The following is a 19,684-nucleotide window of genomic DNA, read 5'->3' as shown; positions in this document are numbered from 1 at the left end:
AGTATATTGAAGTTAAGAGCCCGCTAAACTGCGTTATACTTTGTCTACATTAAAGTAACGGGCTTGCGGATGGGCAAATACAATGGCGGACACAGAAGCTTCCGGCTCCATCATGAATCCTTCGGTCAGCTCAATACCGATATCCTCCGGCTTCATGAGCTCGAATAGGGGAGCCTGGTCTTCCAGATTCGGACATGCCGGATAACCGAACGAGAAGCGCTGGCCGGTGTACTTGGCACCGAACCTCTCCTGCATCGTCATCGTCGCAGAGTCCTGGATGCCCCACACATCACGCATGATGTGATGCACCCGCTCAGCGAAAGCTTCAGCAACTTCAAGCGCAGTCGACTGAAGCGCATGCGAACGCAGGTAATCGCCCTGATCGCGCCATGTACGCGCCAATTCGTTGATTCCTTGGCCTGCCGTTACAACGATAAAACCGACGTAATCCATGATGCCGCTCTCAACCGGCTTCAAATAGTCAGCCAGGCAGAGGTACGGCTCCGTGTTCTGGCGCGGGAAAGTAAACCGTTTGATCTCCTTCGTCTGATCCTCAGGATCATAGATCACGACATCGTTACCGTCACCCTGGGCCGGGAAGAAACGGTACATCCCCTGCGCGCGGATAATCCCTTCCCTTTGAGCCTCATTCAGTATCGTGTCCACCGTCTCTTTAAGCTGCAAAGTCTTGGGATCTCTCTCGGCGACGAGTTTCTCCACCTTACCTTTGAGGCCTAAATGATGACCGAGCAGCATCTGCATATTCACATACGGCATGAGATGCGAGATCGGATAATCACGGAGCACGTGACGATCCAGATCAGGCGGAACCGAAACCGGAAGTGTGAAGTCGACTGCAGTCGACTTTACACGCGTAAGAACCGGCATTACAGGTGCTTCCTTGCGTCCCGCCTCCATGACATCGGATTCCTTAAGCTCACGCAGCTCCTGGATGAGGCGCTCGCGATGAACCGGATCGCTGATCTTATTGGCGATATCCAGACCATCCATCGCGTCTTTGGCATAAAGGACAAGTCCGTCATATTCAGGTGAAATACGCGTCTTCGTAAATTTACGGTTTAACGCTGCGCCTCCCACCATAATCGGAACATCAATGCCTGCGCTGCGTAAATCCTGCGCCGTAACAATCATCTGCTGTGCGGACTTGACGAGCAGTCCCGATAAACCGATCGCATCCGGCTTTTCCCTGCGGAAAGCTTCAATGAGCTGTTCAGGCGGCACTTTAATACCTAAATTGATAATTTTGTACCCGTTATTGGAAAGAATAATCTCAACCAGGTTCTTGCCGATGTCATGGACATCGCCTTTCACCGTCGCAAGCAGAATTTTCCCTTTGACGGCAGACTCCTCTTTCTCCATGAATTGCTCCAGATAAGCGACAGAAGCCTTCATTACTTCGGCACTCTGCAATACCTCCGCAACGATTAGCTCGTTGTTATTGAACAAGCGCCCGACCTCACTCATGCCTTCCATCAGAGGTCCGTTAATGACTTCCAGAGGCGCGTACTTCTTCAGTGCCTCTTCCAGATCCGGAAGCAAACCTTCCTTCGTTCCTTCCACTACATAAGAGCTGAGACGCTCTTCCAGCGAAAGATTCGAGATCTTTTCCTTCTTATCGACTTTCTTTTCCCGGAAAACAGCAACGAATTCAGCAAGAGTCTGATCATTCGTATTGAAAATCAGGTTTTCCGCGAGCTGTCTCTCATGCTCCGGAATGGATGCATAACGCTCAAGCGTCTCGGTGTTGACGATCGCGTAATCAAGTCCGGCTTTCGTACAGTGGTACAAATAAACGGAATTGAGAACTTCTCGACCCGCCGGAGGTAGTCCGAAAGAAATGTTGCTGAGGCCGAGAATCGTTTTGCATTCAGGGAATTTCTCTTTAATCGCCCGGATGCCCTCGATAGTTTCAACGGACGAACCCAGATACTGAGGGTCTCCAGAACCTATCGGAAACATATTCGGATCAAAAATAATATCATGAGGCTTCATGCCGTATTTATTCACCAGTAAATCATACGAACGCGATGCCACTTCAATCTTGGCTTCCCGGGATACGGCCTGACCTCTTTCGTCAATCAAGATACAGACAACCGCTGCTCCGTATCTATGTATTAAAGGAAGGATCGCTTCAAACTTGGTTTCGCCATCCTCCAGGTTAATGGAATTGATAATGGCTTTACCTTGAGAATGCTTTAGACCGAGTTCGATAATATGATCGTAGGTCGAATCAATCATCAGCGGTACTTTTACTTTGTTCACAACTTGTTTAAGAAAAGTCTCCATTGCCGCAGATTCTTCGATATCCGTGTCCTGAAGATTGATATCAATAACGTGAGCCCCGTTCTTCACTTGCGCGCGCGCAACTTCGGAAGCCTCCTCGAACTTGTCTTCCTTAATGAGCCGCTTGAATTTACGGGAGCCCGACACATTCGTGCGCTCGCCGACCATAATCGGACGGTTCTCCGGTTCAATATAGACGGTTTCAATCCCAGAAACTGCCGGCGGGTGCGTGCCGGTTTGAGGACGAGGCGGATAGTTGCTCATGGTTTCCGCGAGCGCACGTATATGATCAGGCGTTGTTCCGCAACAGCCACCTGCTATGTTAATCCAGCCCTGCTCGGCGAAGGCGCCCATTTTCTTGGCAAGCGATTCCGGCGATTCATGATAATGTCCATTCTCGTCCGGAAGTCCGGCATTCGGATAGCAGGAAATGGACGTGTCCGCGATACCGGAGAGTGTACGGATATGATCCCGCATGAATTCCGGTCCGGTTGCACAGTTAAGCCCGATGGAAATCGGCTTCAAGTGCTCCAGTGAAATATAGAACGATTCAATGTTCTGGCCGGCGAGCGTTGTACCCATAGGCTCAATCGTTCCGGAAATCATGATCGGCAGTTCTACGCCGGTTGTCTCGAAGGCTCGCTTAATCGCTATGCCGCCTGCTTTCACGTTAAGCGTATCCTGCGAGGTCTCCAGTAGCAGCGCATCCACACCCGCCTCGATTAAAGCAATTACTTGCTCGTAATAGCTTTCTTCCAGCTGTTCAAACGTGACGCCGCCTGTTACGGATAGCGTCTTGGTCGTCGGTCCGAGAGCGCCTGCCACATAACGCGGCCATTCCGGAGTGGAATATTTCTCTGCAGCTTCGATAGCCAGTTTGGCCGCAGCCAAATTAATCTCCCTGGCACGGTCTTGAATGTCATATTCAGCGAGCACGACACTTGTTGCGCCGAACGTATTCGTTTCGACAATATCCGAACCGGCTTCAAAGTATTTCTCATGTATGGTACGGATCACGTCAGGGCGCGTAAGCACCAGCATCTCATTGCATCCGTCTAATTCTTCCCCGCCAAAATCATCTGCAGTGAGATCCTCCTGTTGGATCATCGTTCCCATGGCGCCATCGAGTATAAGAATTTTTCTTTGTAATTGGTCTTCCAAGCTGCGTTTCATCCGTCTCTCCTACTTCCTTTCCACGAACATATGCTAAAAAACGCGCTCTTTATCCGAGAAAAGCGCACAAGTTAAGACATAGTTTAGCAGATACCTCAGATTAAGAAAAGGAATTTGTCTTTTTTTGGAGCCAAAACCGCTGATTTGTAAGGATTGCCGTTTTTCTTCCCTACGAGCTTCCTCAGGTACGAATACGATGCGGGTTCAGTCGCCACACTACTCCTGAGGAACTTGCCAGAATCACGCTCGATTGGAGGTGAAAACATATGAATAAACGATTTGCAGCTCTAACGGCCACTCTCCTCATCGCCGGAGCACTCGCAGCTTGCGGCCAGAAAGAAGAAGTACAGCCGACGACACCTGCTGAATCAACTCCTGCGCCGACAGCACCTGCGGCAAGCCCGGGAGCGACACCCGGTACAACCCAGGGAGAAGGCGGAAGCCAGACAGCACAAGCGGAGTCCCTGTATAAGGCACAATGCATAGCCTGCCACGGAACAGATTTGGGCGGCGGTATAGGTCCAAATCTTCAAAAAGCGGGCAGCCATTTGAGTGAAGCGGATGTTAAGAACATTCTGCTTAACGGCAAAGGCGGCATGCCTGCATTTAAAGGGACTTTAAGTGATGCCGATATCCAGGCCTTATCAGCTTGGCTTGCAGCCAAAAAATAAACATCAACCGACTTACATTCTAAAGAAAAACGGAGTCTTTCTAAGATTCCGTTTTTTATTGTGCACAGCTTTTAAATGGACTTACATACATTTCCCTAAATAAGGAGATACTTGGGTATATCACCAGCCAGGTTGTTCTCCGCGCCGCACCCGATCCAAGGTTTCACAATTCGCTGCGGCTGGGGATCTCCCTGTTACAGGAGGCACGTACATGGCAGAAAATCAGACCAAACCACCAAAAGACGCTTCCCGCCGCAATTTTCTAAAAGTTTCCGGCGCAGCACTCGGCGGCCTTGTCGCAGGCGGTGTGATCGGGGGAATTGTCGGCAGCAGCATGAACGGCGCCACTAAACCCGAGCAGGCCGCTCCCGAAACGCAGCCGGCCGGAAATGCAAAAGATTACAATCAAGCGCCGATGTTCTTTAATCAAGAACAGCTCCGGATTACAGAGGCGGCAGCTGAGCGGATTTTCCCCAAAGATGAACTCGGACCGGGGGCCAAAGAACTCGGCGTTGCTTATTATATTGATCACCAGATGGCGGGCCAGTGGGGTCTTAATGCGAAGGACTATATGATGGGTCCATTCTACAAAGCCGAAGTTACGCAGGGATACCAGGACAGCTACAAGAGGAACGAGCTATTCGTGATGGGGCTCCAAGTATTGAATGACCACAGCAGCAAAAAATACCAGAAAGCTTTTGCCGATTTGGCTGCTAACGAACAGGATGAGGTACTGACAGCTTTTGAAAAGGGAAAAGAAGTGCAGCTTAACGGAGTACCGAGCTCTACATTCTTTGAAATGCTGCGCACGCTAACCATTGAGGGCGTGTACTCCGACCCGCTGTACGGCGGCAATAAAAACATGGGCGGCTGGAAAATGCGCAAATACCCGGGGGACCAGATGAGCTACATGACGATTATCGATAAAAATGAGTTTGTTACCATGGAGCCGCTCAGTCTGCACGATCATCTTAAACATTCCTGACAAGGAGGATTACGAACATAATGGCTACTAAACTTCCGAAAGTACCGGTCGTGATCGTCGGAATGGGCTGGGCCGGCGGTATTATCGCGGCAGAATTAACGAAAGCCGGCCACAAAGTTGTCGGGCTCGAACGCGGCAAAAGCCGCAAAACGGAAGACTACTACATGTCTCATGATGAACTCCGCTATGCTCTGCGCTATGAGCTGATGCAGGACTTATCCAAGGAAACCGTAACTTTCCGAAGCAATGAGAAAGTACGCTCACTTCCGATGAGATCTTACGGATCTTTTTTGATGGGAGACGGACTAGGCGGGGCAGGCATTCACTGGAACGGCCAGAATTACCGGTTCCTTCCTTACGATTTTGAAATCCGCTCGAAGACCATCGAACGCTATGGCAAGAACAAGATTCCGGAGGGAATGCTTCTACAAGACTGGGGAATTACCTATGACCAACTGGAGCCATACTTTGATAAATACGAGAAAATGGCCGGAATCTCCGGGGAAAAAGAACAAAATAAAATGGTTGGGACGCGTTCCGCCCCATTTCCGACCGGGCCGATGAAAAAAACGCCCGCCATCACGATGTTTGAGGAAGCTTCCAGGAAGCTCGGCTTCAACCCTTACATGATTCCTTCGGCCAATCTGTCGGAGAACTATACGAATCCCGATGGCATTGCACGAGCGGCCTGTCAGTACTGCTCTTTCTGTGACCGGTTCGGATGCGAATATGGAGCAAAGGCCGATCCGACCGTGACCGTGCTGCCTGTAGCGGAGAAAACCGGAAATCTGGAAATTCGTACAAATGCCAACGTTATCAAGATTCTCCATAGCGGCGGCAAAGCGACGGGTGTTGTTTATGTCAATACACCGACAGGCGAAGAATTTGAGCAGCCTGCGGACATTGTCATTATGACCAGCTACGTGTTTAACAATGTAAGGCTGCTGCTTACCTCTAACATCGGCAAACCTTACGACCCTAAAACCGGCAGCGGTGTAATCGGACGCAATTATGCCTATCAGATTACAGGCGGTAATGCATTCGGTTTCTATGACGATCAAGAATTCAATCTATACGCTGGAGCTGGAGCACTCGGAAGCTGCTTCGATGATTTTAACGGGGATAACTTCGATCATACGGATTTGAAGTTCCTTCACGGTGCCAATATCCGCTTCACACAGGCTGGCCTAAGGCCGGCGGCGCATAATCCGGCTCCCAAAGAAACCCCAAGATGGGGCAAAGAATTTAAACAAACGACGATTAAATACGCCAACCGTTTCTTAAGCGTCAGCACTCAAGGAGCGAATTTGCCGTGGAAGCATCATTATCTTGATCTTGATCCGACATATAAAGACATTTACGGCCTGCCTCTTCTTCGTTTAACCTACGATTTTGAGGATCAGGACAGGGAAATGGTCAAATATCTATCGGAGAAGACCACTGCCGTAATGAAAGAGATGAAACCGAGTAAAGTGGAAACCTCGAACAGCATCAGTACCTATAACATCGTGCCGTATCAATCTACTCATAATACGGGCGGTGTTATTATGGGCAGCGATCCGTCCACATCAGCAGTTAATAATTATATGCAGATGTGGGATATGGACAACTTATTCGTCTTGGGCGCTTCCGCATTTCCCCACAACAGCGGCTACAATCCGACCGGGACACTTGGCGCTTTATCTTACCGGGCCGCCGAAGGTATTCTGACCTATCTCAAAAAAGCCGGTCCGCTCGTCTGAATTGGCGGCATCCGCACAGGGCCGTAACATAGCTCATGTAATGGAAATGAGGTGATTGAACTTGGATCAGCAAGCGGAGTGGATCGGGCACCTGACCGAACTTAGAAAAAGACTGATCCTAGTCGTGTGCTTTTTTACACTCGCTATGATTGCAGGGCTTTATATCTCCCCTGCTATTCTGAGAACGGTAAAGTCTTTGCCTGCTGCAAGTAACTTTGACTGGAACGTCTTCGGTTTGCCTGACGGACTGGCTATTTACATGAAATGTGCGCTCCTGTGCGCCTTTCTGTTTACTTTGCCGCTGCTGCTGTATCAAGTGTGGGCTTTCGTCCGGCCTGGCTTAACCGACACAGAAGCAAAAGGTACGCTCCTGTATGTGCCCGCTTCTTTTGTTCTGTTCTTGTCTGGCACTTCGTTCGGCTATACGGTTGTGCTTCCCATGATGATCAAATTCATGCAGCAGATTAACAACAATATCGGTGCAGCCGAGACGTACGGAATTGACCGCTACTTTGCGCTGTTGTTTAATGTAGTATTCCCGTTAGGCATTGCTTTTGAGCTGCCGCTTGTGGTTCTTTTTCTGACCCGGCTGGGATTATTAACGCCTGAGAATTTAAAAAAGACACGCAAGTACGCTTACATCGGACTCGCTGTCGTCGGGGCGTCCATTACACCCCCCGATTTCATTTCCCACATCTCCGTGACCATTCCGCTAATTGTTTTGTTTGAATTCAGCATCGTACTAGCGACCCGGTATTCACGCAAAATATCGCTATCCGCCGATACCGGCTAGTGTCTACTAGGAACACATTCAATAGTGAAACGAGGGTTAAATCACATGTTAAATAACATTGGTATTTCCGGCCTGCTCATCATTTTGATGCTGGCACTGATTTTATTCGGTCCTTCCAAGCTCCCCCAATTGGGACGGGCTTTCGGAGACACACTTCGTGAATTTCGCACATCGACCAAAGAGATGGTAGAAGACGTGGAGAACCGGATCGACATCTCCGATCCAGATAAGAAGGCTTGATGCCATCAAGTTACAGCTGGTCAGATCTCCTCTTCATTGTCTGACTTACTGCCGTTTCTTCCTATTGGAAGGAACGGCTTTTTATATGCGCTTACTAATTCCAATCGGAAAAGTCGTGATTATTTGCCGGGAAGCATCGACAGCCAAGCCTTTATCCTCTATAATCATAAGAAAACCTACTACGTAATCCCCCGCCCCCGCATAGGCGGCGATTATTACAAACAGAAAGAGGGATGAGCATGGCTGAGATACATATTCGCAATACGGGTGAACGCATTTCCGGTGAAGAGAACGTCCGCGCGTTTCTAGAGAAACAAGAAGTTCTTTACGAACACTGGAATCCAGCACAATTACCTGCCGAACTTCAGGAGAAATTCATCCTTACGGATGAAGAGAAAACGCAAATTTTATCTACTTTTGATAGCGAAATTCGTGATCTGGCCGAGCGCCGCGGTTATCAAACCTGGGATATTATCGCCCTCTCTGACGCGACTCCGAATCTGGACGAACTGCTTAAGAAATTCGAGCAGGTGCATACTCATACCGAAGATGAAGTCCGTGCAATTACTGCCGGCAAAGGGATCTTCATTATTAAAGGAACCGATGATGTAGGCTATTTCAATGTCGAGCTTGAAGCGGGCGATGTAATTTCCGTACCCGAACACAAGCCGCATTTCTTTACCCTGATGGAGAACCGTCAGATTGTCGCTGTACGTTTGTTTATCGAAACAGAGGGCTGGATTGCTCACCCGTTCGAGGATGCTGCCTTCCAGAAAGCCTAAAGCCGCGATACTTAATCCATCCGGCAAATAAAAAATCCGCTCTCTCCTCTATAATCAGGATGGAGAAGCGGATTTTTGATTGTCTTCTTACAGCCGATGAAACAAGAGCTATAGATGAGTCACCATGTTCTTATGTTCTTGCCAGTGAATACCTTTTAACTTATTGTTCTTTAAGGAGCCTTTGTATGTCGCGCAGGGATGTGATTTCGTAGGTCGGTTTCGCCTCGCCGTCAAAGACCATCTGGTGTCTGTTAATCCACATGTTCTTCATACCACAGCGGGAGGACCCGAGAATATCGGTCGTAAGCTTGTCGCCAACCATTACACATTCGTGGACTTCAAGCCCGAGAAGACCCAAAGCGTGATTGAAAATGGTAACCGCAGGCTTCCCGTCCCCGAAATCGCCGGATATGACAATATGATCAAAGTAGGGCTCTAATTCGGGAACGCCTGCAAGCTTTTCACGCTGCAGATCAGGTGAACCGTTCGTGAGCAGCAGCAATTTGTAAGATTTCTTCAGCTCTTCGAGAACTTCGAAGGTTTCTTCGTATACAATCGGACGAGATCTTCTTTCGGCAGGAAACTGTTCGGCCAGGCGAGCTCCCAGCTCCGGATCGTTCACCCCGAGTGCCGCAAGTCCGCGTGTCCATGCTTCTTTGCGGTAGCCTGGAGCCAGAGCCTCAAGCTTGCGGAATTCTTCCTGCTTACCCTCGCGGAAGGGAGCCCACAGTCCTTCGAAGGGATTGATTCCGATATGCTTCGTAAATGCAAACGTGTCGAAGGACTCATATAACTTCCGCGCTTCCTGACGGACAGCGGCCTCCAATTCTTCCGGCTTTACATCTGCATGCTTGGCAGCTTCCTGACAAGTGGCTTCGAAAGCTTCCTTCACACTGCGGTCATCCCACAACAGGGTGTCATCCAAATCAAATAAAATCGCCTTCACCGTCATTTTAACGATATCCCCTTTACTTGCTACATACGGCTGATGAGGTTACTGTTCATCTGTATAGTGGATTGAATCCAGTTGACCTCTTAGCTGTGATTTCATAGCGGCTATATATTCTTTACGCAATTCGTTACGCTCTTCAAGCTCGGCCTCTGAAAGTCCGTCTGTCTTAGCTTTGCGAGCTAACTCATTGATGCGTTGTACTTTTTTCTGAAAATCGTCACTCATGCTGTAAAACCTCCTATCGAGCCTTTCAATATCTTCTACTTTGCCATTGTCAAAGTTTCTTGTCAAGCCGACACCGGGACCGAAACTTAAACGAGCATACAAAAGGACACACCCGATTAAAAGTGTGTCCTTTTGTATGCTTTCCGGCCCATGGATGCAATATGCATGCATTCGCACAAGCCTTTTGCAAAGCCAGCAAAAAGCATTCCTACAGCAGCTTTGTTCAAGGCAGTTCAAGTACATCTCCTGCGTGAAGTACAGATGCAGATTGGAGCTTATTGAGTTTGCATAGCTTCAATAGATAGGCTCTTGTATCCATTTCATCAGGAGCGTATTCTGCAGCTATATTCCATAAGGTATCTCCGCTCATCACAACCAGGGTCTTTGCTTGTTCCGTGTTCGTGCTCTTTCCCTTATCTATGCTCTTGCTGTTTGCTGCGCTTGCCGCAGCTTCGGCTGATTGCCCACTGCTGGCGAAAGCTTGAACTATAATGCCGCAGCTGAATGCAAGTAACAGGATGAGAGCAATGACGGCCGTACGAACCAGGCTGCGGCGCGAGTGTCGTTTGGGAGCAGTACTGGAAGTCCACACCGGAGCCGTCACGGATTGCCAAGCAGCAGGTTCACTTGATGAAACAGGACTTCTTCTTGATTGTGCAGTCAATTGTGAAGTTCCGGCGGATTGCTCTTGCCGGCCAGACAATGCAGCTGCGGCAGCCGAAGCTGCTTGTGCAGCGGGAGTACCGGTTTCCGCATTCGTTCTATGTAAAGTAAGATCATTGTTAGCATAATAACCGTTCATATTAACGACCTCCAAACATTTGTTCTGTTTAGAGAATAACACGAACGAGTGTTTGTGTCAATGCCATTTTCGAACTTATGTTTGTACGAACTCCGGTTCTATGTTATACTTTAGGTAATTTATACATACTGGAGTGATTCGTAATGGGAAAGGTATCGCAGCGCCAGCAGGCCATACTGGAATTTATTAAGAACGAAGTCAAAGATAAAGGCTATCCGCCTTCCGTTAGAGAAATTGGAGAGGCTGTCGGTCTGGCATCGAGTTCAACCGTACACGGCCATCTTGAGCGCCTGGAGAAGAAAGGCCTCATTCGCCGCGATCCGACGAAACCGAGAGCGATTGAGATCACGGACGGAGACTCGGACTTCCTGATGTCCATATCCCAAGTTCCTTTAATTGGTAAAGTAACGGCAGGTATGCCGATTACTGCAACAGAGAATATCGAAGAATACTTCCCGCTCCCTACTCACATCGTTAGCGATTATAACGTGTTTATGCTGAACGTTGTCGGAGACAGTATGATCGAAGCGGGCATTCACAACGGTGATATGGTGATCGTAAGGCAGCAGCAGACCGCAAGCAATGGAGATATCGTTGTCGCAATGACAGAAGAAGATGAAGCTACGGTTAAGCGTTTCTACAAAGAACGCGATCACATCCGTTTGCAGCCTGAGAACGCGACAATGGAACCTATTATTCTTAATAATGTATCCATTCTGGGCAAGGTTATCGGTTTATTCCGCAACATTCACTGAACCGCGGATAAGTCTTGGCGCACACTTGCTCCCATTACGGATTTAATAGAAAGCCCCGCAGAATGAATATTCTGCGGGGCTTTGTTGTACTCACTTCTCTGGTTAACCAGTTCTTCGGGTACAGTGAATTCTAGTATTGTGAATTCTAGTACAGCGTCAAATATTGATCGCGTTCCCAAGCGTGAACTTGTGTGCGGTACATGTCGTACTCGATTTCTTTCAGTTCGTAGAAATGAGTTAACGCATGCTCACCCAGTGCTTCACGAATAACTTCACTGCGAAGCAGTTCGTTCAGTGCTTCTTTCAGGTTACCCGGAAGACTTGGAATCCCTTCTTCTACACGCTCTTCTTCAGTCATCACATAAATGTTACGGTCGGTCGGAGGCGGCAGCTGAATTTTGTTCTGAATTCCGTCCAGGCCTGCTTTGAGCATAACAGCAAGAGCCAGGTATGGATTAGCTGCAGGATCCGGGTTACGTGCTTCAACACGGGTACTTAGTCCGCGTGAAGCCGGAATACGGATCATCGGACTGCGGTTGCTGGCGGACCATGCTACATAACACGGAGCTTCATAACCGGGTACCAGACGCTTGTATGAGTTGACCGTTGGGTTCGTAATTGCCGCAAACGAACGTGCGTGGTGCAGCATACCTGCCATGTAATGGCGTGCATCCTCGCTCAAACCAAGTTTGTCTTGCTCGTCTACAAACGCATTTTCTTTCCCTTTGAACAGCGATTGATTACAGTGCATACCGGAACCGTTCACACCGAACAGCGGCTTCGGCATAAAGGTTGCATGGAGACCATGTTGTCTCGCAATGGTTTTAACCACGAGCTTAAAAGTCTGGATCTGGTCGGCAGCCTTAATGGCGTCCGCATATTTGAAGTCGATTTCGTGCTGGCCTGGAGCCACTTCGTGATGGGAAGCTTCAATTTCAAATCCCATTTCTTCCAGCTTCAGAACGATTTCACGGCGGCAGTTTTCGCCCAAGTCAGTCGGCGCCAGGTCAAAATATCCTCCCTGGTCGTTCAGTTCCATAGTCGGGTTGCCCTTCTCGTCTGTTTTGAAGAGGAAGAATTCCGGCTCAGGACCGACATTCATCGAAGTGTAGCCCATCGCTTCCGCTTCCTTAAGTACGCGTTTCAGAATACCGCGCGGATCTCCTGGGAACGGATTGCCGTCCGGCAGATAAACATCACAAATCAGTCTGGCTACTTTGCTTTCTGTAACCCATGGGAAGATAACCCAAGTGTCCAGGTCCGGGTAAAGATACATATCGGATTCTTCAATACGTACATAGCCTTCAATTGAGGAACCGTCGAACATCATTTTATTATCCAATGCTTTCTGCAGCTGACTTACCGGGATTTCAACGTTCTTAATCGTACCCAGCAAATCCGTGAACTGTAGGCGAATAAAACGAACATTCTCTTCCTTGGCAATTTTCAGAATGTCTTCTTTTGTGTAAGAAACTGACATGAAAATTTCCTCCTCATACCCATATAATTTAGTTTATTTAGGAAAAAAACGGGACAACTCTCCTTGAATCAACGAGACCTGACCGGGCCTCTTACCTCCACCGAGCAGCTGCTGCTTGAGCATTTTATGAAGCTGGCTGTCGGTAAGCTCCTTGCGCTTGACTTCCGTCTGTTCCGTGATAATGGTTGCATCCTCGGAGTCTTTAGAGACTGGCAGCAGAACCTGCTTAATCCCTGCAATATTGACACCTTTCTCAATGAGATCCTTGATCTCCAGCAATCGTTCCACGTCATTAAAGGAATATAAGCGTTGGTTGCCAGCCGTTCTGGCCGGGATCACGAGTTCATGCTGTTCATAGTAGCGAATCTGCCTGGCCGTTAAATCCGTTAGCTTCATTACGATTCCGATAGGGAAAAGAGCCATGTTTCTGCGGATATCATTACTCATGATCTTCACTCCTGAACATTAAGTTCTGTACTTATTGTATAAGATAACTAGGAAATATGTCAATCCATGTTAGCTTAATTAACAAATTATTTTTATTGAGAACAAACCTGACGTGAGATTTGATCACGTCTATTTTTAATCTGTTATTTTATCCAATAAGTTCCGGCTCATGCTTCGTAGAGCATTCACTATGAACCCGCGGATCTCTCCAGAATTATTGTTCCACATCCCGTTAAACTCTGACTCCGGCAATAAATAAAGCCCGTGTAGAATGATCTACAACAGGCCTTTGTTCTTCATATGTTGGAGAGCGGTCAAAACTCCCAGCTTGCAGTGCGAATACGTTAATCCGCCCTGCATGTAAGCGATATATGGCTCACGGATCGGAGCGTCTGCCGACAGTTCCAGGCTTCCGCCTTGGATGAACGTACCGGCCGCCATAATAACGGGGTGCTCGTAACCCGGCATATCCCATGGCTCGGGCGTTACATGTGCGTCGACAGCCGAAGCCTTCTGCACACCTTGTACGAAAGTAATCAGATGCTCCGCACTCGTAAATTCAATCGCTTGAATCAGATCGGTCCGGGGATCTTCCGGACGAGGGCGTGTAGTGAAACCCAGACGTTCAAACACGGCCGCTGCCACTACCGAACCTTTGACAGCTTGACCCACCAGATGCGGAGCAAGGAACAAACCCTGATACAAAGAGCGTGTCGTCCCGAGCATAGCGCCTACTTCCCCGCCGATTCCAGGCGCCGTCAACCGGTATGCAGCCAGCTCGACGAGTTCTCGTTTGCCGGCAATGTAGCCGCCGGAGGCTGCAAGACCGCCTCCGGGGTTCTTGATCAGTGAACCGGCAATGAGATCCACGCCCACATCGGTCGGCTCCAGCTTCTCCGTAAATTCACCGTAACAGTTGTCGACGAAGACAATAAGATCAGACCGGATACTTTTAACCAGGGCAACCATATCCTTAATAGCCTCCACCGTAAAAGAAGCTCTCCAATCGTATCCGCGGGAGCGCTGAATACCGATGACTTTGGTCTTCGGCGTTATAGCAGCGCGTATGCCCTCCTCATCCAGCGCCCCGTCCTCCAGCAGAGGAACCTCCCGGTAGCCGATGCCGAAGTCTTGGAGAGAGCCCGTACCGTCACCCGGCTTGCCGATCACTTTGTGCAAAGTGTCATACGGCTTGCCGGTAATATACACCAGTTCGTCACCCGGCCGCAGAACGCCAAAAAGCGCGGTTCCGATCGTATGGGTTCCGGAGACGAAATGAGGGCGCACAAGCGCTGCCTCCGCCCCGAAAACATCGGCGTAAACCAGATCTAGAAGCTCGCGTCCGCGGTCATTGTAACCATAACCCGTCGATGATGCGAAATGATAATCACTGATGCCCTGCTTCTGGAAAGCGGCAATCACTTTCCATTGATTATGGTCAATCGTCCGTTCAATCTTACGAAAATGATCCTGGACGGCTTCCTCAGCCTGCTCCATAATTTCCATGATGTCAGATTCAAAATGCATATCGTCCGGTCTCTCTCCCTTATTCTCCCTGCTTGTCTTCCTTTACTTCGAATGGCGACAACAAGTATTCTACTTTTTCATAATCTTCACGGTTAATATTTACGCGGAACAGCATATCTTCCTCATCCATACTGCTCTCGGCCACATCCCCGATGCGGTACACGAGCGCGATTGAATCGCCTTTGTCTGCCGGGATGCGGAAAGTCCGGGTGTCCCCCATCAGTGTTTCCTGAATGAGCATTCGGACTTTGTCCAGATCCGCTTCATTGTATGCGGAGATACGCAGGTGAGGGACAGGTGCGGTCAGCATTTGAAGATCCTGCTCCGTACATAGGTCGATTTTGTTGAAAAGCACAGCCTGCGGCTTGCCGCTGGCACCCAGCTCACCCAGCACCTCGCCCACGACGCGCATCTGTTCTTCGCGCATCGGGCTTGCACTGTCAACCACGTGCAGCAGGAAGTCCGCTTCACAGGCTTCTTCCAGCGTAGCGCGGAACGCTGCCACAACATCATGCGGCAGGTTCTGGATGAAGCCGACCGTGTCGGTCAGCACGATCTCTTTGCCGCTTGGAAGCTCCAGCGTACGCGAGGTCGGGTCAAGCGTGGCGAACAGTTCATTCTCCACGTAAACATCCGCTTCGGTCAGTTCCCGCAGCAGGGTGGACTTGCCGGAGTTCGTGTAACCGACAAGCGCAACCTGGAACACGCCGGTTTTGCGGCGGCGTTCTCGATGCAGAGTCCGGTGCCTCACCATCTCCGACAGATGGGCTTTGAGCTCCGTGATCCGGCCGCGAATATGTCGGCGGTCTGTTTCGAGCTTCGATTCGCCCGGACCCCTTGTACCGATTCCCCCGCCCAGCCTGGATAAGTTCTTACCGTGGCCGGACAATCTGGGAAGCAGGTAGCTCAGTTGTGCGAGCTCAACCTGCACAATACCTTCGCGTGTCCGGGCGCGTCCCGCGAAGATATCCAGAATAAGCTGGGTCCGGTCAATGATTTTAACATCAAGCGATTCTTCAAGGTTACGTACCTGAGCACCGGACAATTCCTGATCGAAGATAGCCGTGGTGGCTTCATGCTCTTCGATCAATGCTCTTAATTCTTCTACTTTGCCTTTACCGATGAACCATTTGGTGTCTGCCCGGTCTTTATTCTGTGTCAGGGTTTCAAGCACTTCCACGCCCGCTGTCTCCGCAAGCTGCACAAGCTCCTGCAGCGAATACGCAGCAATTTCTTCCTGTTTCTTCATTTGATCGGTAACCAGGCTGACCAATATCGCCCGGTCTTTCATGCCTGTTCTGACATCGTGTATCGATTGTTTCATGTAATGTCTCCTTATGCCAAGATACAACCATTAGGATTGATAGGTTGGGACCCTGTTATGTACTGCCGTTTCACTTTCAGGGGAATGTCTTCTGGTCCAGCCGCATATCTTCCGGACGGATCAGCATAAGTTCCTGTTTAGAGGGCTGGCTGGGATGCGGATGCTGGTGCAGAAGCCGCACCGCCTGATGCCTCATCGATCGTTCAATCAGGTTGCGGACATATCTGGCATTGCTAAAGGTAACCTCACTCCCGAATTTTTCGGCAGCAAGATGCTGTCTGAGCTTCATTACAGCCGTTGGAGAAAATAAGTACTCCCGTTCTTTTACCATCATCTCGGCAATTTGCATCAATTGCTCCACTGTATAATCCGGGAAGTCGACCTGAATGGGAAACCGGGAAGGCAGCCCGGGATTCGTCATCAAGAATTGGTGCATTTCCAGTGAATACCCCGCTAGTATCAGAACAAATTGATTTTTATAGTCTTCCATTGATTTCACCAGACAATCGATGGCCTCTTTGCCGAAATCTTTCTCGCCGCCGCGCGCAAGCGAATAAGCCTCATCGATAAACAAGATGCCTCCAAGCGCCTTCTTGACCAAATCCCGCGTCTTCACAGCCGTATGCCCAATGTATTCACCGACAAGATCGGCCCGTTCCACCTCGATCAAGTGTCCTTTACTCAGCACACCCATCGTCTGAAAAAGCTTCGCGATGATGCGGGCTACCGTTGTCTTGCCTGTACCGGGATTGCCGCGGAAAACCATGTGATAAACCTGAGAATTGGCCATCAATCCGGCTTCGGAGCGGTATTGGCCAACCTGCAAAAGCGCATATATTTCATATACGAGATCTTTGATATTGTCGAGGCCGATCATCTTGTCAAGATCCTTCATAACATCGCCGAACTGCTTATGATTCTGACCGAGGATCGGTTTGCCGTGAAAAACGGGATCTGCCGCGAGCGGCGCCAGAGGCTCCGGATTGCGAAGCACGACATTAATCTGGCGGGCGCTCCGCGCTGCCTGGAGGCTGTCTGAAGAAGACAGGGTTCTTCCGTTCAATGCTCCTCACCTCTTCGGTCAGGCGAAGGGCAGCCCGCGAAGATCTGGCTATCCCTTGCCACTAAAGACTTTGCTGCGAGATGGCGGTCTGCACGGCGGAGTTTATGACATTGATTGTACCTCTTTCCTAACGAAAAATCCATTCGTCACCCTCCTATCGCCCTTAAGCGGCCCAAGAAAAAAAGAGAGGCTATTGCCCCTCTATTACTCTATTCAATCCCGGCTTGTCTTAGAAATAAAGGCCTGGCACTTTTCCGGCTACCTGACTTCGTTTTTACTATGTGCCGATTGCAGGGACTTCTCCAGCTGCTCATCTTCGTCTTCCTGCTGCTTGTCTGAGTTAAACTCGGAAGGGGATTCTTCTGGAATTCCTTCAAAGATTTCCACGTCGTTCTCTTCGAGATTCTCTGTATCTTCTTCTCCGGAATACGTTTGGGGCTTCATTACTGCATTCTTATCGATTTTAGCATCATAGTGCTCATTCTCAACTTCCGTACCCTCAATCTTTCCTTCCATTTCTTGAGTAGGTTCTGATGGCGGCTTCTGAACCGGTCGCGGATTCAAATATACCGATGCCAGATCTGGCCGCCAGTCCGCAACGAAATACGTTATCAGTTCGGAAGGCACCCCCGCCATATCCGCTTGCTCCCAATTACCTGTCAGATTCGCCAGCTTGAAATCTTCTCCCCGGTATACATCTGATACGAAAAAATCGTTGGCCCAGTTCAGTTGAAACAGCTGTCCGTCCGCAGATTGAATGGTCGTTGGGGCATAGCCCATTCGGATCTCTTGCGCCTGAGAGGTAGCAAGCCTGACATCCGCAGGCAGCGTATAGGCAGATGGCGACACTTCTGCAATCTCATCGCAAAAGCGGATGCGGCGGCCGTCCTGCCAAAGATCAATAGGCGGCCTGCTCTGAAAGCTCACGTACGCCATATCGAAGATTTCTCCGCGTACGGTCTTAACTTGGCACGGAACTTCCGCATGCCCGTGACCATTGCCCGACAGAGCAGGAGGAATCGCTCCGATTCGCAGGAGTGATTCCCAGATAGCGTCCGGCAATTGGTAAGAACCGGAATTCCAGCGCTCTACCAGGCCAGCCTTGGATGGATGAATGTAGGACATCATATTGCCGTCCCGTCCCAAATACCACTCACTCCCGCATGAAACACACGTGTACTGCCATCCGTGTTTCAACTGTTTGCTGATTCGGAGAGCGCGCTGTACTTGCCTGGATTCCGCATCATCGCCATGCTGAAAGCGGGTCCAGTTAAAGGAGATATACCGTTTGCCGCTGCACTGGGGGCAAGCAGCAGGCAGAGAAGGCTTTGCAAATAAACGAGGCATTACGCCTCCTCCCCTTTCAGCATAATGAGCCGGATGAAGTCTTCGCGCTCCACAGCTCCGAAGAAAGAGGTCAAATCCACCTCTTGCAGCGCTTTGGACACCGATTCGGTTTCGTATTTGACACCAATAAGAAGCTCCTCAATCTCAGCTACATCTTTGACCCCAAAGAAATCCCCATATATTTTGATAAGCCGAATACAGCCATCCTCTATAGACATACGAATATCGATATTCCCAACAGGAAAACGCTTGGAGTTGGAAATTTCCGATTTAGGAGATTTTCCATAGTTCCAGTCCCAATTGTCATAACGTTCAGCCGATAATTCACGAATATTGCCCCAATCCTTCTCGGTCAACTGATAACGCGGAATTTCATCCAGGGTCATACCGAAAATATTCTGGAGCAGTTCCACCCGGAATTCCTCTATCGTCATTTGCTTATCGAGAAATTCAGTTATATTGGCAACCCGGCTGCGGATCGACTTAATGCCCTTGGACTGAATTTTATCCGGTTTCACTTTCAATGCCGATACTACATGCTCGATCTCCGAATCAAACAGCAGGGTTCCATGACTGAAAAGACGGCCTCTCGTCGCAAACATTGCGTTGCCGGATATTTTCCGTTCCCCGACTTGAATATCATTACGCCCGCTAAGCTGAGCATCTACACCCAGTTTTTTCAAAGCTTGTACCACGGGTTCCGTAAATTTGCTGAAGTTATGGAACGATTCTCCGTCATCTTTAGTAATAAAGCTGAAATTCAAGTTGCCGAGGTCATGGTACACGGCTCCTCCACCCGATAGACGCCTGACTACATGAATACCTTGCTCCTCCACATACTCCGCATTAATTTCCTCCACCGTGTTTTGATTTTTGCCAATAATGATGGAAGGTTCATTGATATAGAAAAGAAGATACGTCTCGTCTTCCGGCAGATACTTCAGTGCGTACTCTTCGATAGCCAAATTTATTTGTGGTTTAGTTATATTCTCGTTATCAATAAAAAGCATAGTAACCTCCATTATTGTCTTCCTGTATTGTCTTCCTGGTTTACCTTCTATTTTAAATCATT

General features: G+C 49.2%; 18 protein-coding genes. 7 read left to right on the top strand and 11 right to left on the bottom strand.

The window, feature by feature from the left end; translation table 11 throughout:
• Positions 1–33 precede the first annotated feature (33 nt).
• Positions 34–3,477, bottom strand: a complete 3,444-nt coding sequence (gene metH, locus AR333_RS12055; protein ID WP_068775606.1) for a methionine synthase — start codon at positions 3,475–3,477, stop codon at positions 34–36.
• Positions 3,478–3,743: 266 nt separating this feature from the next.
• Between metH and AR333_RS12050 the strand changes: the two genes are divergently transcribed.
• From AR333_RS12050 to AR333_RS12025, 6 genes are all read left to right on the top strand, one after another.
• Complete coding sequence (locus tag AR333_RS12050; protein ID WP_068775605.1) at positions 3,744–4,148, top strand: cytochrome c; 405 nt, start codon at positions 3,744–3,746, stop codon at positions 4,146–4,148.
• Between the two features lie 211 nt (positions 4,149–4,359).
• Positions 4,360–5,133, top strand: coding sequence for a gluconate 2-dehydrogenase subunit 3 family protein (locus AR333_RS12045; protein ID WP_068775604.1), 774 nt, complete (start codon positions 4,360–4,362; stop codon positions 5,131–5,133).
• 20 nt (positions 5,134–5,153) lie between these two features.
• Positions 5,154–6,875 (top strand): GMC family oxidoreductase, encoded by a 1,722-nt coding sequence (locus tag AR333_RS12040; RefSeq protein ID WP_068775603.1) that lies wholly within the window; start codon positions 5,154–5,156, stop codon positions 6,873–6,875.
• A gap of 61 nt (positions 6,876–6,936) precedes the next feature.
• Complete coding sequence (gene tatC, locus AR333_RS12035) at positions 6,937–7,668, top strand: twin-arginine translocase subunit TatC (protein WP_068775602.1); 732 nt, start codon at positions 6,937–6,939, stop codon at positions 7,666–7,668.
• 45 nt (positions 7,669–7,713) lie between these two features.
• Entirely contained in the window at positions 7,714–7,908 is a 195-nt protein-coding gene (gene tatA / locus AR333_RS12030) for a twin-arginine translocase TatA/TatE family subunit (RefSeq protein ID WP_068775601.1), read from the top strand.
• 239 nt (positions 7,909–8,147) lie between these two features.
• A complete protein-coding gene (locus AR333_RS12025) occupies positions 8,148–8,690 on the top strand; it encodes an acireductone dioxygenase (protein WP_068775600.1) in 543 nt (180 codons plus the stop codon).
• A gap of 160 nt (positions 8,691–8,850) precedes the next feature.
• Here AR333_RS12025 and AR333_RS12020 read toward each other — a convergent pair whose 3' ends face one another.
• The 3 genes from AR333_RS12020 to AR333_RS12010 all read right to left on the bottom strand — a co-directional run bounded on the left by AR333_RS12020 (position 8,851) and on the right by AR333_RS12010 (position 10,669).
• Entirely contained in the window at positions 8,851–9,642 is a 792-nt protein-coding gene (locus AR333_RS12020) for an HAD family hydrolase (RefSeq protein ID WP_068775599.1), read from the bottom strand.
• A gap of 42 nt (positions 9,643–9,684) precedes the next feature.
• Positions 9,685–9,867, bottom strand: a complete 183-nt coding sequence (locus AR333_RS12015; RefSeq protein WP_068775598.1) for a DUF896 domain-containing protein — start codon at positions 9,865–9,867, stop codon at positions 9,685–9,687.
• Between the two features lie 223 nt (positions 9,868–10,090).
• Complete coding sequence (locus AR333_RS12010; RefSeq protein WP_068775597.1) at positions 10,091–10,669, bottom strand: LysM peptidoglycan-binding domain-containing protein; 579 nt, start codon at positions 10,667–10,669, stop codon at positions 10,091–10,093.
• Positions 10,670–10,812: 143 nt separating this feature from the next.
• Between AR333_RS12010 and lexA the strand changes: the two genes are divergently transcribed.
• Positions 10,813–11,424 (top strand): transcriptional repressor LexA, encoded by a 612-nt coding sequence (lexA, locus tag AR333_RS12005; protein ID WP_068775596.1) that lies wholly within the window; start codon positions 10,813–10,815, stop codon positions 11,422–11,424.
• Between the two features lie 145 nt (positions 11,425–11,569).
• Here lexA and glnA read toward each other — a convergent pair whose 3' ends face one another.
• From glnA to AR333_RS11970, 7 genes are all read right to left on the bottom strand, one after another.
• Entirely contained in the window at positions 11,570–12,904 is a 1,335-nt protein-coding gene (glnA, locus tag AR333_RS12000) for a type I glutamate--ammonia ligase (protein WP_068775595.1), read from the bottom strand.
• Positions 12,905–12,937: 33 nt separating this feature from the next.
• Positions 12,938–13,351, bottom strand: coding sequence for a MerR family transcriptional regulator (locus AR333_RS11995; RefSeq protein WP_068775594.1), 414 nt, complete (start codon positions 13,349–13,351; stop codon positions 12,938–12,940).
• Positions 13,352–13,627: 276 nt separating this feature from the next.
• Positions 13,628–14,878 carry a methionine gamma-lyase family protein gene (locus AR333_RS11990; RefSeq protein ID WP_068775593.1) on the bottom strand — a complete coding sequence of 417 codons (1,251 nt, stop codon included), beginning with the start codon at positions 14,876–14,878 and terminating at the stop codon, positions 13,628–13,630.
• A 19-nt stretch (positions 14,879–14,897) separates the two neighbouring features.
• A complete protein-coding gene (hflX, locus tag AR333_RS11985) occupies positions 14,898–16,202 on the bottom strand; it encodes a GTPase HflX (RefSeq protein WP_068775592.1) in 1,305 nt (434 codons plus the stop codon).
• 76 nt (positions 16,203–16,278) lie between these two features.
• Positions 16,279–17,265, bottom strand: coding sequence for an AAA family ATPase (locus tag AR333_RS11980; RefSeq protein ID WP_068775591.1), 987 nt, complete (start codon positions 17,263–17,265; stop codon positions 16,279–16,281).
• Between the two features lie 258 nt (positions 17,266–17,523).
• A complete protein-coding gene (locus AR333_RS11975) occupies positions 17,524–18,612 on the bottom strand; it encodes a hypothetical protein (RefSeq protein ID WP_216638973.1) in 1,089 nt (362 codons plus the stop codon).
• A complete protein-coding gene (locus AR333_RS11970; RefSeq protein WP_068776083.1) occupies positions 18,612–19,622 on the bottom strand; it encodes a lipoate--protein ligase in 1,011 nt (336 codons plus the stop codon). The genes AR333_RS11975 and AR333_RS11970 overlap by 1 nt, the downstream gene beginning before the upstream one ends.
• Positions 19,623–19,684 lie beyond the last annotated feature (62 nt).

It is taken from the genome of Paenibacillus sp. FJAT-26967, assembly GCF_001541095.1.
In the GTDB taxonomy this organism is placed as follows: domain Bacteria; phylum Bacillota; class Bacilli; order Paenibacillales; family NBRC-103111; genus Paenibacillus_F.
This window is presented reverse-complemented; position numbering and strand designations above follow the sequence as displayed.